Source organism: Janthinobacterium sp. BJB401 (genome assembly GCF_013372745.1).
GTDB lineage: Bacteria > Pseudomonadota > Gammaproteobacteria > Burkholderiales > Burkholderiaceae_D > Janthinobacterium > Janthinobacterium rivuli.
In genome coordinates, this window is the sequence record NZ_JABXFH010000031.1 from 58,818 (window position 1) to 73,629 (window position 14,812).

Sequence of the window (14,812 nt, forward strand, 5' to 3'; positions counted from 1 at the left end):
CGGACAACGGTTCCTGAACGCAGATTACTTTGCTCGCGGTCAAGTACAGCGTTCAAAGGCCTGAAGGGCTGTTTCACCAGATATTTTCTGGGTGGCAGCATTGGGCCTTTTCTCGTCAAATGTGCCAATTCCTATTTCCCGACCACTGGACTAAAACGAACGTTGCGAATTGACTGTTCAATAAACGAAAGGTCAGATGCAGTCCTTTCGGACTTTTCCTGAGAGCTCAAAATCGAGTAGCTGAAACTAGCGATACGCACATGGTCTGGCTCCACAACATTTGCGACGTACCACCAATATATGGTGATGGGAGCGCCACGATCCGCTTCCCGAGAAACATGCTTAGATATGGCGCCTCCAGTCGGTAGGTTTTCTGCATGCGGATATCCAATTTTCGCGAGGACTTCGCCACTAGCAGAAGATGATACCGGACTCGGGGACTTGGCAGTAATAACGTCTAACCGGAGGGTGCCCGTGTCGTCGCCTGGCGCATAAAACACGCCGCCTCCCTCTGGCTCATACTCTTCCACCCACGCATCTGGCAAGGAGAACACAACGAGTCCGCCACGGTAAATGATCTGCTTTAAATTTGATGGAGACTCTTGGCCAGCCAAGGCTCCTTTCAAACTCAGTAATGCAATGATGCTCGCTATGACTTTGCGCATGAAGCGCCCCCCTAATTTTTTGTAAGCGACCGCTTGTGGCCGAACTCGGTCGTTCCGCCATGCATGTCATATTTTTAAACAGAAACTTCTCTTGAGCACGTTTCGTTTTTAGTTGCAAAAAAATCAATTTTGAACGCGTGATGCATCACTTCGAGTCAGTCTTAAATTTTTTCCATACTCCTACTTGTCTTTCTGTACAGACAACGTGCGGCTTTATCTTTCGAGTAATAAAAGACTCGTACTCGGAGAGCCTCAAAGCTAATAATTTAATTTCGAACTCAGTCAACGCATCATCCAGCATGCTTTTGCTGCCAATACGATAAAGCCCTATGCCTTTTCTTAGCAAATGATTTGATCTTTCTATCTGCTTGGCTAAATTGGACATTCCAAACCCGTCTGAAGTATCATCCCATTTATGCTCACCGTCTATCTCAATACACAACAGGTAATAACTTTTGATAGGATCTTCATTAATCCGCTCGAGTACCCATACTTGATCCAGTACATACGGTAAGCCGCCTATATTTACGCTATCAGTCCATACTGAGCTATAAATTGCTCTCAAAATTAGGTTGCAGGGGACAGTGCCTTCACAACCATCACAGTCGATCAACGGTTTATCTTTTCTTGTCTCACCGAACGACTTCGCTGCTTTCCACGCATTATCCTCAGCACCTTTATCATCGATGCGGGAAATGGCCGGCTTCAGAGGCTTACCGAATTTTGCAACCAAATTGTAAACTTCTTGATGGGAACGGAATGTATTCGCAGTAAATCCGGTCACGGGAATCCCTGCAACATCTAAGTTCCCATTACGAATGGCATCGATAATGCCATCTAGATAAGGGGCTTTCAAAAAGTGGCTGTAGTCCCTTGATGGTGACTTGCTGCCAGTGCGAAAAATTTCGAAGACGGGTAGCACACTTCTGGCTACAGCCGGAACTTCAAAAAAAGAGAAATCCGGAGGCATCTTATGCATATAGTGGTCTCAAAAAAAGATCTTATTCAAGGCTTAAGAAATGTCCTTTTGTTCATCATGAAAAAGGTTCATGAAGCTCAACATCACACAGAACATAATCAAACCTGCAATCAAGGATGCTCCAGCGAAGGCAAGTCGTCGTGCATTCTTCTCAGTCATAATCTTCTCCCGGGGCACTTAGTTCAGTGCAGTATATGCGAAAGCGTGAATAGGTCTGCTTCTGGCCGCTTGCCGTCGTTCGCAAATTTTGCCCAATTGCGAAAGATTAAACCGCTGCCCCATCGTGCAATGATCGCCGTGATTTGCGGCGCAATAGCAAAAAAGGTAGTCCTATCACCATCGCTATCAAAAACGAGATCGTCGCGAAGAACAGGGCAACAGCGGCTCGGGGAAACGATATGGCTTCGCCAAGAAGTAGGCACGCTATGCCAAACGAGGCAGGCCGAAGAAAAAAGCAGGCTAAACACGACATGAAAAATCGTCGTAGGCGCCAATGCATGAAAAGAGATACCAGTGCTGATATGGAAAAATATGCAAGCACTCCGTCTGGAATTTCAGTCATTGCTCAGGTCTTTAAAGTTGAATTTCATTTCTGCTTAGCAGTGTCCGCTTCTGGCCGATTGCCGACTCTTTTAGGCTAAATGCCGATTAGCATTGGTATCGGTCTTTGATGTGCTCGTTGTAGTAAGTACCCTTGGAGTAGGTACGCATGAACGCTGCATGAACATTCGAAGGTACTCGGCAAAAGTCATAACTATGCCCTTGCTGGAATTGGATACGCATGCGAGCTGTTTGCTCGTCGTAACCAATCGCAACAATGGCACTGGAATTTACTCGAACCATTTGCATGGTAGCTCCCGAAAGTGTCAAGGCTCAAAATGGTAAGGCTGTTCGATTAGGAATCGGCGGCCTCTGACCATTAACAAACGATTCCACAACTGTAGCGCATTTTGCAACATGATATCGAAAAAGAAGCCCCGATACACCAGTCATGTCAGCAACTGCCCGGTTAAATCTCCCCAGCTTACCAATCTGCCAGCGACTACCAGCCTCAGGCATATTAAAATACCGTCCCATGACCTCCCCCGCCTCGACCTCTTCCCTCCCCGACAGCATCCTACTCCCTTCCCTGGCCGTGCTGGGAGGGCAGATTTCCGTCAATCTGGGGGCGGCGATTGCGAAGAATCTGTTTCCTGTCATTGGCGTAGAAGGGATTACGGCGTACCGGGTGGGGTTTTCGGCATTGATCTTGCTGGCCATCTTCCGCCCATGGCGCTACCGCCTGACGCGCAAGGATGTGCTGAACTTGCTGGTCTACGGTTCCGTGCTGGGCTTGATGAACTTGCTGATTTACCGGGCGTTTGCGCTGATACCGATCGGCATTGCGGTGGCCATCGAAGTGACGGGGCCGCTGGCGGTGGCCATGCTGTCGTCGCGCCGGCCACGCGATTTGCTGGCCGTGGCCTGCGCCGTGTTCGGCTTGTATTTGCTGTTGCCGCTGCAAGGCAGCCCGGGCAGCCTGGATCCCGTTGGCGTGGCGTATGCACTGGGGGCGGCGCTGTGCTGGGCGCTGTACATCATCTTCGGCAAACGCGCCTCGACCTTGCAAGGTGGCCAAGCCGTGGCTTGGGGCATGACGGTGGCGGCCATGGTGACGGTGCCTATCGGTATCGCGTATTCGGGCACGGCCTTGCTGGCGCCATCGATTGCCTTGATGGGCCTGGCCATTGCCATGCTGTCCAGCGCCCTGCCGTATTCGCTGGAAATCTTTGCCCTGCGCCGCCTGCCCCAAGGCGTGTTCGGCATGTTCAGCAGCGCGGCGCCGGCCGTCAGCGCGCTGGCTGCCATGGCGGTGCTGGGAGAATTGCTGAGCCTGACCCAGTGGCTGGCCATTGCCTGCATCGTGTTTGCGTCGGCCATGGCGGCACTGGGTGCCCAAGGTGGCAAGCGCTAGCGGTGTCAGTCATCCTGCACGGCTTCCTGGCATGGCTACCCAGCTGACAGGCAGGTTTTGATTCCCGCCTGTAAAATGCGTTATTGCTTGCCATATCGTGCACTTCCGCCTCACCGATGACATCCACCTTTCTTTTTCGCTGGTTCTCTCCTCTCGCCGCCGCAGCCCTGCTGCTGGCGCCAGTCACCGTTGCGCAGGCTGCAGCTCCGGCCGCTGCGGCCGCCCTCACTGGCAATGCCGAAGCAGGCAAGGCCGCGTTTCGCAAGTGCGCGTCCTGCCATCAGGTGGGGCCATCGGCGCGCGGCGGCTTCGGTCCCAAGCTGACAGGCGTGATCGGCCGCAAAGCGGGAGCCACCACCGACTATAAATACTCGGCGGCCATGAAAAACGCGAATATCGTCTGGACCGAGCAAAACCTGGCCGGCTTCCTGAAAGCCCCCAGCTATTTCATTCCTGGCAATAACATGCGTTTCTGGGGCATCGGCAACGCCCAGCAAGTGGCCGACCTGCTGGCCTATCTGCGCACGCAGTAAGCACACAGGCATACCGCCTCAAGCCCCCTCAAACCCATTACGCCAGATCAAGCTCCCAACGCTTGCAGCACACCCTTGCGCTTCTTGTGCGCCGCTTCATAGTCGCGCAGGCGCCGCAACTGGGCTGTGGACAGGCCGTCCAGCTTGTCGCGTATCTGCGCCACTGTCAGGTGCTGGTATCCTGCAATCGGCAAGTCGCGCGCCGCCGCTGCGTCTGCAACCTTGGCCACATGCTTTTCATCACGCTGGCGGCCTTGCGCCTTCTGCGTTTCACCCGCCTGCGCCCTTTGCTTGTTCACGATACGGGCGGCGACTTCTTCCTCGCGGCCCGGATAGCGCCCCTCCTGCTTGAACTCTTTTTCAAGCTGCTTGAATTCGCGTTCGCGCTTGGGGCTGGCACCAACAGGCATGCGTCCTCCCGTCTAGGGCTTGGCTGGCAGCTTGCGCACGCATAGATAGATGGAATACAGCGCCGCCAGCCCCACCAGCACGTACACGCCGCGCGATGCCGTCGACATGGCGCCCAGGATGCGGGCCACGATGTCGATGTCGAACAAGCCCACCAGCGCCCAGTTCAAGCCGCCCACGATCAACAGGATCATCGAGATCCAGTCGACCACGTTCAGGCGCTTGGCCGTCATTTCCTGTTTTGCCGCTCCGTCCGATCCTGCCTGGATATTCGCCATATCAGCCTCCTGTGAGAAGAAATGCCCCGTCAAGGGTCTGTACAAGTAACAGTGTAGGCGGGGCACCGTCACATGCCAGTCGGACGATGCCGGCTATTGAGGTAGGAAGCGTCTGTAATCAGACGGGTGATTTTATCTGGCAACAGGCCGTGCCGCTGTTGCTAAACAGGCAGTGACTAATTCCAATATGGAAATATTTATAGATTACTTAGTACCGCGCTGCTACACTCATTTCACCCCAGCAACTTCAGGGGGCAAGCGCCGCATCATGCCGCAGGCATGGAAGACGGCCACCATGGGACAACAGCTGAGGGGACATGAATATTTCAAACATACGCATCGGTGTGCGCCTGACCACAGGCTTTTTGCTCGCATCGCTTTTACTGGCCGTGGTGGTGATCATCAGCACGTGGCAGTTGTCGGCGGTGAGCGGGGAAATCGACAGCAGCGTGAACCAGCGCTATGCGCGCATCGCGCAATTACAGGCCACGCGCAACAGCACGCAGGAACAGCCTGCCCTGCGCGAACTCGACCAGCAGATTGCTACACAATCGGCGCAGATGCGCTCGGCGGCCGAGGCGGCCATGGCCCGCGCGCACGATACCAGCGTGCTGATCATTGTGCTGGGCCTGGTCGGCGGCGTGCTGAGCCTGGCGACGGCCTGGTTCATCAGCAGCGGCATCGTGCGGCCCTTGCGGCATGCCGTCAAAGTGGCGCGCAAGGTGGCTGGCGGCGACTTGAGCGAGCATATCCGCGTCGATTCCAGCGATGAAGTGGGGCAACTGCTGCAGGCCCTGAAAGACATGAATGCCAGCTTGATCACCATCGTGGGCGAGGTGCGCGGCGGCACGCACGACATCGCGGGCGCCTCGGGCGAGATCGCCGCCGGCAACCTGGACTTGTCGCAGCGCACGCAGGCGCAAGCCAGTTCGCTGGAACGCACGGCCGCCTCGATGGACGAGCTGACGGACACCGTCAAGCAAAATGCCGATAACGCACGGCAAGCCAATCAGCTGGCGCAATCGGCCGCGTCCGTGGCCGGCAAAGGGGGCACGGTGGTGGCGCAAGTGGTCGATACCATGAGCTCGATCAACGCTTCATCGAAAAAGATCGTTGACATCATCGGTGTCATTGACGCCATCGCCTTCCAGACGAATATCCTGGCCTTGAACGCGGCCGTGGAAGCGGCGCGGGCCGGAGAACAGGGGCGCGGCTTTGCCGTCGTGGCCGCTGAAGTCCGTACCCTGGCGCAACGCTCGGCCAGTGCGGCCAGGGAAATCAAGCAGCTGATCGGCGACTCCGTGGAGCGGGTCGACGCGGGCGCGCGCCTGGTCGACACGGCTGGCGCCACCATGCGCGAGATCGTGGCCAGCGTGCACCGCGTCACGGACATCATGGGCGAAATCAGCATGGCCAGCGGCGAACAATTGTCCGGCATCGAACAAGTCAATGCCGCCATCGTGCAGATGGAACAGGTAACGCAACAAAACGCGGCCCTGGTGGAACAGGCATCGACGGCGGCGGCCAGCATGCAGCAGCGCGCCACCTTGTTGTCGGGCACGGTGGGCATCTTCAAGCTGAGCCGTGACCAGACACCCGCCCAGGCCGCGAACGGCATCAGCCTGGTGGCAGCACAGACCACTCACGCTGTCACAGCGCCGGCAAGCCGGCCTGCCGTAGGTGTTAGAGCGCGGCTGAAAGCCTGAGTTCCCGCACCATCGCTGCCCCGCTCCAACTTATAACTGCTTGTACATGACCGTGGTAGCGTCCAGCCGGTCACCGGCCGGCGCCAGCGCATAGCCGGGGATGCTGCCGGCCACCACATAGCCGAGCGACAAGTACAGCGGTTCCGCATGGTCGCTGCTGCGTGTGTCCAGTGTCAGCAGGCTGCGCGGCAAGAGGCGCGCCTGCTCTTCCAGCGCCTGCATCAGCTGGCGCGCGAGGCCTTGGCGGCGGAAAGCGGGCGCGACCAGCAGCTTGCGCACTTCGGCCCGGTGCGCCTGGTTGGGATTGGTATCCCAATCCAGCTGGACGGCGCCGGCCACACGGCCATCGACTTCGGCCACCAGCAGCAGGCGCACGCCGCGCGTGACAGCTGGCAACACGTTATCCGTCCAGAACGACTGACTGGCCGCCGTATCGAACGGCAAGATAAAACCGATGCTGGCGCCGTCGTGCACGCATGCCTGCAGCAGCGCGCCCAGTTCCGGCAGGCGTAGACGAATATCGTCGGGCGAAAAATGGCGTAGCGATGCGGGCATGGCGGCCTCATACAAGAAAGAGAAAATAGCGGGCGCCGCTGTCCGGCGGCGTCATGAATGCGCTGGGGCCGTGCAACTGGTAGCGCAGGCAGTCGCCGGCCAGCAAGTCGTGCGAGCGGCCGTCGACGGTCACGTTCAGCTTGCCTTCCTGCAGCAACAGATGGTGTTCCATGCCGGGCCGGGGCGAGGCGGCATAACTGATCGTCACGCCAGCGCCCAGCTCGCATTCGAGCGCTTCACCAGCCAGCGCGCGCGCCGGCGGCGAGACGGAGCGGCGGATAAATCCCGTGGTTGAGTCCGTCCACACGCTTTGCTCGGCCCGCCGCAGCAGCGGCGGGAAATCGTCTTCCACCATGCGCAACAGGCGTGACATGGCCAAGCCATACGCAGCGCACAACTTGCCCAGCACGACGGTTGTCGGGCTGACTTCGCCATTTTCCAGGCGCGACAGGGTGGCGCGGCTGACCTGGCTCGCGGTGGCCAGCTGGTCCAGCGACCAGCCCCGCTCCACGCGCAACTGTTTCAGGCGCGCCGCCAGCCGCTGTTCCGTATCGTTCTCTGTGCTCACCAAATTTTCCATATACGGGAATTTATTCCATATATGAAAAACAGTCAAGCCATACGCGACGCGTGGCGGCACAGTTCCAGAAAACCCTTCAAGCGGGGCGAGAGAATCTTCTTGGACTGGCGAATCAGATAAAAGTTGCGCTCCAATGGCGGCAGCATAGTCTCCAGTTCCACCAGTTGGCCACTGGCCAGCAGATCGGCCACGACGACGCGCGACAGGCAGGCGATGCCCAGCCCCGCCGCGGCGCCATATTTGATGGCTTCTGAGTTGCTGAATTCGCCTGCGGCGCGCAGATAGTGCAGATATGGCACCAAGGCTTGCTCCACGGCTTCGCGTGTGCCCGAGCCCGCTTCGCGCAGCAGCCAGCCCGCCTGGTTCAGTTCCGTAAAGCTGAGCAGATGGCGCAGCTGCGCCAGCGGATGCGTGGGTGCGGCCACGATCAGCATCTGATCCGTCAGCCATGGTTCCACCAGCAAGCCCGCTTCGTGGCACGGCCCTTCGATCAGGCCGATATCGACACGGAATTCCGCCACGGCGGCCGCGATGTCGGCTGTATTGGCAATCGTCACTTGCGGGATGCTGCGCCCGTATTGCTGCGCCGCCTGCGCCAGAATCTGCGGCAACAGATAGATGCCTATCGTCGTGCTGGCGCCGATTTGCAGGCTGACGGGCACGGACGGGTCGGCGCCCGCGAACTGGCGCTCGATGCTGGCGGCCCCGTCGCGCATCTGCCGCGCCTGGGGCAACAGCAAGCGGCCATTGTCGTTGAGCAGCAATCGCTTGCCCACCCGGTCAAACAGTTGCGCTCCAAGCAAGGTTTCCAGTTCATTCAGGGCCGCGCTGGTAGCCGATTGCGACAGAGCAATCAGCTCGCCAGCCGCGCTGGTGCTGCCCGTGTCCGCCACGGCCAGGAAAATTTGCAACTGCCGCAAGGTCAACGCCATCTAACATACTCACTTAATAGGTTAAACATACAAAAACAATCCGTTTTACCATTTAATCGGTCAGCTGTACAGTCATGCCATACGCAACAAGAACATGGAGTACGGCATGTCATCCCTCTCAACGACGAACACAAGCAATTTCAGCGACCGCTACGGCCGATTGCTGCCCGGCCTGCTGCTAAGCGGCGTGGTCGCCTATGGCGCCATTCAATTGGGCAAACTGGAATGGATGCAAAGCCACGGCATGAGCGCCCTGACCCTGGCCATCATGCTGGGCATTGTGCTGGGCAACAGCGTGTATGGCCGCCTGGCGCCCACGTGCGGCGCGGGCGTGGCTTTTTCCAAACAGACATTATTGCGACTCGGCATCATCCTGTACGGCTTCCGCCTGACCTTCCAGGATATTGGCCAGGTGGGCCTGGCCGGCATCGCCATCGACGCGCTGGTGCTGGCGTCCACGTTTGGCCTGGCCATGTTCCTTGGCACCAAGGTGTTCAAGCTGGAACGCAACAGCGCCATTTTGATCGGCGCGGGCAGCTCGATCTGCGGCGCGGCGGCCGTGATGGCGACGGAACCCGTCGTCAAGGGGCGCAGCGAAGATGTGACCGTCGCCGTCTCCACCGTCGTGGTGTTCGGCACTATCGCCATTTTCCTCTACCCATTGCTGTACCAGTTGAACCAAGGCTGGCATCTGCTGGGCGCCACGCCCACCGCGTTTGGCGTGTACATCGGTTCGACCGTGCATGAAGTGGCGCAAGTGGTGGCGGCCGGCAAGTCGATCGGGCAGGAAGCGGCGAATGCGGCCGTGATCGCCAAGATGGTGCGCGTGATGATGCTGGCGCCGTTCCTCGTCATCCTGTCGGCCGTGCTGGCGCGTGGCAAGTCCAAAGGCGGCAACCACGATAAAGCCAGCAAGCTGGCCATTCCCTGGTTCGCCTTCATCTTCATCGGCGTGGTGGCCTTCAATTCGCTGGGCCTGCTGCCAGCGGGCACCGTCGCCACCATTACCGAACTCGATACGGTCCTGCTGGCCATGGCCATGGCGGCCCTGGGCTTGACGACGCATATGTCGGCCATCCGCCGCGCCGGCATCAAGCCGCTGCTGCTGGCCGGCCTGCTGTTCTGCTGGCTGATCGCCGGTGGCGCCGCCATCAACCATGTGGTCGCCAGCCTGTTTGCCTGACTTTGAGCTTGATTCAAGCCGGGGCCGCTGACGCGGGAGCCGAAAACTTCGTACAATACAGGTGTTTTGACTCTCAATCCGGCTTCGGCCCCACCCAGGAACACCCATGCATCTCTCGAACTGGCTGCTTTTCTGCAGCGTCGCCCTGCTCGTCACGTTTTCTCCCGGCCCGGCCGTCTTGCTGGCTATCTCGAATGCCATCGCCGTCGGCCCGCGCCGCGCGATGATCAGCAGCATGGGCAATGGTTTTGGCTTGTTCATCATTTCCGGCGTGGCCATGGCCGGCATGGGCGTCGTGCTGGCCACCTCGGCCACGGCCTTCATGCTGCTGAAACTGGCTGGCGCCCTGTACCTCGTGTATCTGGGCATCAAACAATGGCGCAGCAAGACCAGCGTCGTGGCCGATGCCCCCGTGGTGGCCGGCGCGGCGAATCCCAATTCGTTCTGGAAACTGTTCCGCCAGGGCTTGACGGTGGCGCTGACCAATCCGAAAGCTATTTTGTTCTTCTCGGCACTGTTCCCGCAATTCATCACGCCGGGCGAACCGGTGGCCATCCAGTTCACCGTGCTGACGACCTCGTTTGTCGCCTGCGCCATGCTGGCCCACTTGTTCTATGCCAACCTGGCGCGCCTGCTGAAAACCCAGCTGGCCACGCCGGGCCGCGCCAAGCTGTTCAACCGCATCACGGGCGGCGCCTTCGTCCTGCTGGGCCTGAGCCTGCTGCGCCTGCGCAGCAAGGCAGCGTAATTACTGTAGTAAAAATGTCTCGATGCTGGCCGCCAGGGCCAGCGGCGTTTCATTCATCGGATAGTGTCCCGCATTGCCCAGCACCTCCAGCCGGGCTTGCGGGTACCACGCCAGATACGTGCGGCGCATCAGGGCCGCATCGAAACGGGGGTCATGCTCCCCCACCAGCGCCAGCAAGGGCAGTGCCACGCGCGCCGCCTTGATTTCCTCACTGAAATCCGTCCCGCTCCACGCGAGGAAATAAGCCGTAAACGCGGCCGGATCCGCACTTTCCCACGAATATTGCGCCTTCCAGTCCAGCCAGGCGGCTGGCAAGCGTTCGCCCGTGCTGCGGTTGATGATGGCGCGCCGCGCATCGACGTGCCCGCTGGCGTCGAGGAACAGTTGCCGCGCTGCCCCATCGAACGTCACGCCGCAGCTAGGCACGGGCGCCACGGCCACGAGTTTGCGCAGGCGCAAGGGCGCCAGCAAGGCCAGCCGTTCCAGCGCCATGCCGCCCATTGAGTGTCCCACCACGCTGAAGGTGGCCAAGCCCAGCGCATCGGCCAAGGCCAGCGCGTCGCTGGCGACCTCTTCCATTGAGTATTCTCCTGCCACGCCACGCATGCCGCCATAGCCGCGATTGTCCATGAAGACATAGCTGAAAGCGCCGCCATCGAGGGCCGCTTCCATCGGCGCGAACGCGTGCGCGTCGCCAAACCAGCCGTGCAGAACGATGACGGCGTGGGGACCGTGGCCCACGCGATGACAGGTATTGTGCATGTTCACTCCTGAAAAAGAGTGTGATGGTAAGCGGCCAGCAAGCGGCCCGCCTTCGCTAGCAGGTCAAATACTGTAGAGTTCGGGCCATGGATGATTTTTATACGGAAGTACCGCGCCCTTTGATCGCCACGGCGCGCGACTATGTGGCTGATGCCGTCTTTCCCAGCCACAGCCATGCGCGCGGGCAACTTGCGTATGCGGCGCGCGGCGTCATCAGCGTGCACACGCCGCAAGGCAACTGGCTGGTGCCGCCGCAACGCGCCTGCTGGGTACCGGCCCAGCTCGTCCACGGCATGCGCATGCATGGCGCCGTGACCATGCACAATGTCTTTATCGACGCGCCCACCATCGCCGGGGCCGGCTTGCCGCCCCACTGCCAGGTGCTGGACGCCCAGCCGCTGCTGCGCCAGTTGCTGGCCGAGGCCGTGACTGTCGACGCCTTGTATGCGGAACAATCGCGGGCCGGACGATTGATGGCCTTGCTGCTCGATGAGATTGCCGCCGCCCGGTCCCTGCCCCTGAGCGCGCCCCTGCCGCAGGAACCGCGGCTGGCGCGGCTATGCATGGAGATGCTCCAGCAACCGAGCCTGGACAGCAACCTCGATGCCATGGCGGCGCAGGCCGGCATGAGCCGGCGTACCTTTACGCGGCAGTTTCGCGCCCAGACGGGGCTGGGCTTTGCCCAATGGCGCCAGCAAGCATGCCTGCTGGCGGCCATCACGCGTCTGGCCGAGGGGCAAGCCGTCACCCGCGTGGCGCTCGACCTCGGCTATGCCAGCCCCAGCGCCTTCACGGCCGCCTTCCGCCGCGTGCTGGGCCAGGCGCCCAGCGACTATCTGTCGGACTAGGCAATGATGGCGGCGATGCGCTGCGCCAGCGCCTGCGCCAGTTTCTGCACATGGTAGCCGTCGACAAAGCCATGGTGGGCTTGCGCGGAAAACGGCACCCGCATGCGGCCATCGTCCTGCGCGGGACCGAACTTGCCCCAAGTAAAGGTCGGGATATCGGCGTCGCCGTGGCGGTAGACAGGATGCTCGATGGCCGCCAGTTCCAGCCAAGGCAGGCAGGTGATGAAGATATTGTTGCGCTGCTCGCGCTCGGTTTCTCCCTCACCCGTGTTGATCAGCGCGGAACTTGCTTCGGCCAAGCGTTTCGCTTCCAGGCTGCGTGCGATGAATACATCAAGCTGGTCCGTCATCGCGAAGCGCGTGTAGTTGAGGTTCTCGTCGCCGTTGATGACGGTGTAGGAGGCGGGGAAATCGTCGATCTTGATCACCTCGCCCTGGTGGATGCGGTACATGAAGTTGTCGATTTCCCTGACCGTATTGAGCAGGCAGAACAGGAAAAAGTGGAATACGGGGATTTTCCGTTCCTTGCACCAGGGCCGGAAATCCGGCACGTCGAGCTGGAAGTTGATGTTGACGAGGGGATTGTCAAACGCGCGGAACAAGTCATAGCGGTCACGCCGCTTTTCAAAATTTTTCATGCGGCGAGTGTAGACGATGGTGGTGCTGGCGGGCAAGTCACGCCGTATCGGCTTGCCAGTAATCTGCCAGGGCGGCCAGGGCATACTGTCCAGACAGGCTCTCATCCACCTGTACGACAAACGTCAGGAATTGCACGACGGCCTGTCTTTGCGCCGCATTGAAGCCGGCGTACTTCGCGATCGCATACGCGCGCGAATCCCGGTTCCGTTCAGACGGTGAAAGCGCATGCACTGTCATTCCGAGCACATCAGTCTCCCAGCTTGTCCGATGCTGATATGCCACAGCGTAGCGCATGTATGCCGGCAAGTAATACAGAAATTCCTCAGCCTCCATATGGGCGAGCAAACCTTCGCCCTCCTCGATTTCAGCATCGGGAATCTCTTGCCAGATCGAATCGACTCGATCCTTGCCGCTCGCAATCCATTCCCTCTCGCTGATGTCCTCCGACATACCGTATTGATCCGTCAAGAGAAATTGACGCAAAGATGTTTCCGGGCGCTGCGTACCAGCGAACTCGCGTTCAATGCAGGCAATCAGGCTGGCCGCGTCCGTCGATACATTATCTGAACAATTCATTAAAAATCCTTGGATATCCCCAAAATCGCCCGTGCCACCTCGGCCACGCCCTCTTCCACCTCACCAGGCGTTGGCGTCAGGGCGAAGCGGGTCAATTCCCCGTTCAAGGCATGCTGCGTATCGTGTTTATCGCGCGGCAATGGCAGCGTCATGCGTGGTGTCATGTGGCGGCACCGTGCGCCAGGCCCCGCTGCACTTTCCACGCCAGCGGTAAAGTCAGCAGCAACACGGCCGCCAGCGCCAGCAAGGCCGTCGGCACGCTCGTATGGTCGCCCAGCGCGCCGAACAGCACGGGCGACAGCGCCCCGCCGCCGATGCTGCCCGTGTAGAACAGGGCGAACGCATGCTCGCGCTTGCCAGGCTCGGCCAGTTCCGGCACGGCGCCGTACAACACGGACGAGGTGCCGTTCAGCGCCAGCCCCAGCAGGGGCAGCATGGCCATGACGCCGGCCAGCGGCAGCCACAGGGCCAGCACGATCAGCAGCGAGGTCATCGATTCCGTCAGCCACACGGTCTTCATCATGCCGATGCGCGCGCCCAGATAGCCGCACAGCAGCTTGCCGAAGGCGCCGCCCACAAACAGCAGAGACAGGGCCACGCCGATGCCGGCCGTGCCAGCGCCCTTGCTTTTCAGCAGGAATGGCAAAAAGGTGAGAAAAACCATGCGCACGGCGCTGTCCAGGGTGCCCGTGGCCAGCAAGGCGCGGAAGCTCGCGGGCGAACCATTGCCCGCGATGGGTTTTCTGACTTTTTTCTGGCTGGCCTGGATGTCGCCCGGCTTCGGCAGCAGCCACCACAGCAAGCCAGCCGCCCCCAGGCCCAGCAAGCCCAGCAGCGAAACGCTGGCTCGCCAGCTGCACACCAGCAACAGCAAGCCCACCAGCGCGGGAATCAGGGTCTTGCCGATATCGCCGGCAAAGTTATAGTGCGACAGCGCCTCCTTCACGCCGCCGCCCGCCTCGTGCGTGTCGGTGACGATGGACGAGGCCAGCGGATGCTGGGTGCTGGCGCCCAGGCCGCCCAGCAGCAGCGCGAACAGCAGCACGCCCAAGCCGCCCGCCTGCCCTGCGATCAGGTAGGCGACCCCGGCCAGCGCCGTGCCGCCCACCAGCAGGCGCTCGCGCCCCCAGCGCCTGGCCATGCGGCTGGCCAGCAACTGGAAACCGGCCATCATGCCCGAGTAGGATCCCCGCAGCAGGCCTACCATGGCATAGCTGATGGCAAACTGCACCTGCCAGATGGGCAACAGCACGTAAATGACGTCCGTCAAACCGTCATGCACGGCATGCGCACTGCAGGCGGCGAACAGCGAGCGGCGGCGTATCGGTTTGTCGGAGGGAGGTGCTTCGGGGGACAGCGCGGCAAGCGATGGTTCGTTCATGATTCTGCAAGCGGGGAAAACGCGATACAGCCAGCTTACACCAATTGGCAACTTCGCATCTTGAAGCGTAGCAAGAATAATATTA

Annotated in this window: 20 protein-coding genes; 7 read left to right on the forward strand and 13 right to left on the reverse strand. The window is 59.9% G+C overall.

The genetic code is table 11. The features are described from left to right. Positions 1-131: 131 nt before the first annotated feature. On the reverse strand, positions 132-665 hold the full coding sequence (locus tag HWE17_RS19130; RefSeq protein ID WP_176389818.1) for a hypothetical protein: 534 nt from the start codon (positions 663-665) through the stop codon (positions 132-134). 145 nt (positions 666-810) lie between these two features. Beyond that, positions 811-1,644: a hypothetical protein gene (locus HWE17_RS19135; RefSeq protein WP_176389819.1), complete on the reverse strand. Its 834-nt coding sequence runs from the start codon at positions 1,642-1,644 to the stop codon at positions 811-813. 497 nt (positions 1,645-2,141) lie between these two features. On the opposite strand from HWE17_RS19135, the gene HWE17_RS19140 reads away from it, so the two are divergent. Beyond that, on the forward strand, positions 2,142-2,285 hold the full coding sequence (locus HWE17_RS19140; protein WP_176389820.1) for a hypothetical protein: 144 nt from the start codon (positions 2,142-2,144) through the stop codon (positions 2,283-2,285). A 7-nt stretch (positions 2,286-2,292) separates the two neighbouring features. On the opposite strand, the gene HWE17_RS19145 is transcribed toward HWE17_RS19140, so the two are convergent. Further along, on the reverse strand, positions 2,293-2,493 hold the full coding sequence (locus HWE17_RS19145; RefSeq protein WP_099377262.1) for a KTSC domain-containing protein: 201 nt from the start codon (positions 2,491-2,493) through the stop codon (positions 2,293-2,295). A gap of 226 nt (positions 2,494-2,719) precedes the next feature. Between HWE17_RS19145 and HWE17_RS19150 the strand changes: the two genes are divergently transcribed. Further along, positions 2,720-3,598, forward strand: a complete 879-nt coding sequence (locus HWE17_RS19150; protein ID WP_176389821.1) for an EamA family transporter — start codon at positions 2,720-2,722, stop codon at positions 3,596-3,598. A 116-nt stretch (positions 3,599-3,714) separates the two neighbouring features. Beyond that, on the forward strand, positions 3,715-4,131 hold the full coding sequence (locus HWE17_RS19155; protein WP_099402090.1) for a cytochrome c family protein: 417 nt from the start codon (positions 3,715-3,717) through the stop codon (positions 4,129-4,131). Positions 4,132-4,178: 47 nt separating this feature from the next. Here the strand turns inward: HWE17_RS19155 and HWE17_RS19160 are convergent, their stop codons facing one another. Next, a complete protein-coding gene (locus HWE17_RS19160; RefSeq protein WP_176389822.1) occupies positions 4,179-4,541 on the reverse strand; it encodes a hypothetical protein in 363 nt (120 codons plus the stop codon). A 12-nt stretch (positions 4,542-4,553) separates the two neighbouring features. Then, on the reverse strand, positions 4,554-4,817 hold the full coding sequence (locus HWE17_RS19165; RefSeq protein WP_081922454.1) for a DUF378 domain-containing protein: 264 nt from the start codon (positions 4,815-4,817) through the stop codon (positions 4,554-4,556). A 317-nt stretch (positions 4,818-5,134) separates the two neighbouring features. Here HWE17_RS19165 and HWE17_RS19170 point away from each other — a divergent pair, with 317 nt between their 5' ends. Then, positions 5,135-6,523: a methyl-accepting chemotaxis protein gene (locus tag HWE17_RS19170; RefSeq protein ID WP_176389823.1), complete on the forward strand. Its 1,389-nt coding sequence runs from the start codon at positions 5,135-5,137 to the stop codon at positions 6,521-6,523. 30 nt (positions 6,524-6,553) lie between these two features. Here HWE17_RS19170 and HWE17_RS19175 read toward each other — a convergent pair whose 3' ends face one another. Genes HWE17_RS19175 through HWE17_RS19185 form a run of 3 tightly spaced genes read right to left on the reverse strand, consistent with a single transcriptional unit; the run spans position 6,554 to position 8,590 of the window. Next, complete coding sequence (locus HWE17_RS19175) at positions 6,554-7,078, reverse strand: GNAT family N-acetyltransferase (RefSeq protein WP_176389824.1); 525 nt, start codon at positions 7,076-7,078, stop codon at positions 6,554-6,556. A gap of 7 nt (positions 7,079-7,085) precedes the next feature. Continuing rightward, the gene (locus HWE17_RS19180) at positions 7,086-7,658 is read right to left on the reverse strand and encodes a helix-turn-helix transcriptional regulator (protein WP_176389825.1); all 573 of its coding nucleotides are present in this window, start codon (positions 7,656-7,658) and stop codon (positions 7,086-7,088) included. A 32-nt stretch (positions 7,659-7,690) separates the two neighbouring features. Then, on the reverse strand, positions 7,691-8,590 hold the full coding sequence (locus tag HWE17_RS19185) for a LysR family transcriptional regulator (RefSeq protein WP_176389826.1): 900 nt from the start codon (positions 8,588-8,590) through the stop codon (positions 7,691-7,693). 106 nt (positions 8,591-8,696) lie between these two features. Here HWE17_RS19185 and HWE17_RS19190 point away from each other — a divergent pair, with 106 nt between their 5' ends. Next, the gene (locus HWE17_RS19190; protein WP_255206308.1) at positions 8,697-9,773 is read left to right on the forward strand and encodes a YeiH family protein; all 1,077 of its coding nucleotides are present in this window, start codon (positions 8,697-8,699) and stop codon (positions 9,771-9,773) included. Positions 9,774-9,879: 106 nt separating this feature from the next. Further along, positions 9,880-10,521: a LysE family translocator gene (locus HWE17_RS19195; protein WP_034755914.1), complete on the forward strand. Its 642-nt coding sequence runs from the start codon at positions 9,880-9,882 to the stop codon at positions 10,519-10,521. Here HWE17_RS19195 and HWE17_RS19200 read toward each other — a convergent pair whose 3' ends face one another. Continuing rightward, positions 10,522-11,283, reverse strand: coding sequence for an alpha/beta fold hydrolase (locus HWE17_RS19200; RefSeq protein ID WP_176389828.1), 762 nt, complete (start codon positions 11,281-11,283; stop codon positions 10,522-10,524). A gap of 86 nt (positions 11,284-11,369) precedes the next feature. Between HWE17_RS19200 and HWE17_RS19205 the strand changes: the two genes are divergently transcribed. Then, positions 11,370-12,131, forward strand: a complete 762-nt coding sequence (locus HWE17_RS19205) for a helix-turn-helix domain-containing protein (protein WP_176389829.1) — start codon at positions 11,370-11,372, stop codon at positions 12,129-12,131. On the opposite strand, the gene HWE17_RS19210 is transcribed toward HWE17_RS19205, so the two are convergent. From HWE17_RS19210 to HWE17_RS19225, 4 genes are read right to left on the reverse strand one after another with little or no spacing between them, the layout of a single operon-like run. Continuing rightward, positions 12,128-12,853: a CatA-like O-acetyltransferase gene (locus HWE17_RS19210; RefSeq protein ID WP_255206309.1), complete on the reverse strand. Its 726-nt coding sequence runs from the start codon at positions 12,851-12,853 to the stop codon at positions 12,128-12,130. The two genes, HWE17_RS19205 and HWE17_RS19210, sit on opposite strands and share 4 nt — an antisense overlap. Continuing rightward, positions 12,807-13,346 (reverse strand): DUF6714 family protein, encoded by a 540-nt coding sequence (locus tag HWE17_RS19215; RefSeq protein ID WP_176389830.1) that lies wholly within the window; start codon positions 13,344-13,346, stop codon positions 12,807-12,809. The genes HWE17_RS19210 and HWE17_RS19215 overlap by 47 nt, the downstream gene beginning before the upstream one ends. After that, positions 13,346-13,498, reverse strand: coding sequence for a hypothetical protein (locus HWE17_RS19220; RefSeq protein ID WP_176389831.1), 153 nt, complete (start codon positions 13,496-13,498; stop codon positions 13,346-13,348). The genes HWE17_RS19215 and HWE17_RS19220 overlap by 1 nt, the downstream gene beginning before the upstream one ends. 8 nt (positions 13,499-13,506) lie before the next feature. Then, the gene (locus HWE17_RS19225; RefSeq protein ID WP_176389832.1) at positions 13,507-14,727 is read right to left on the reverse strand and encodes an MFS transporter; all 1,221 of its coding nucleotides are present in this window, start codon (positions 14,725-14,727) and stop codon (positions 13,507-13,509) included. Positions 14,728-14,812: the final 85 nt, after the last annotated feature.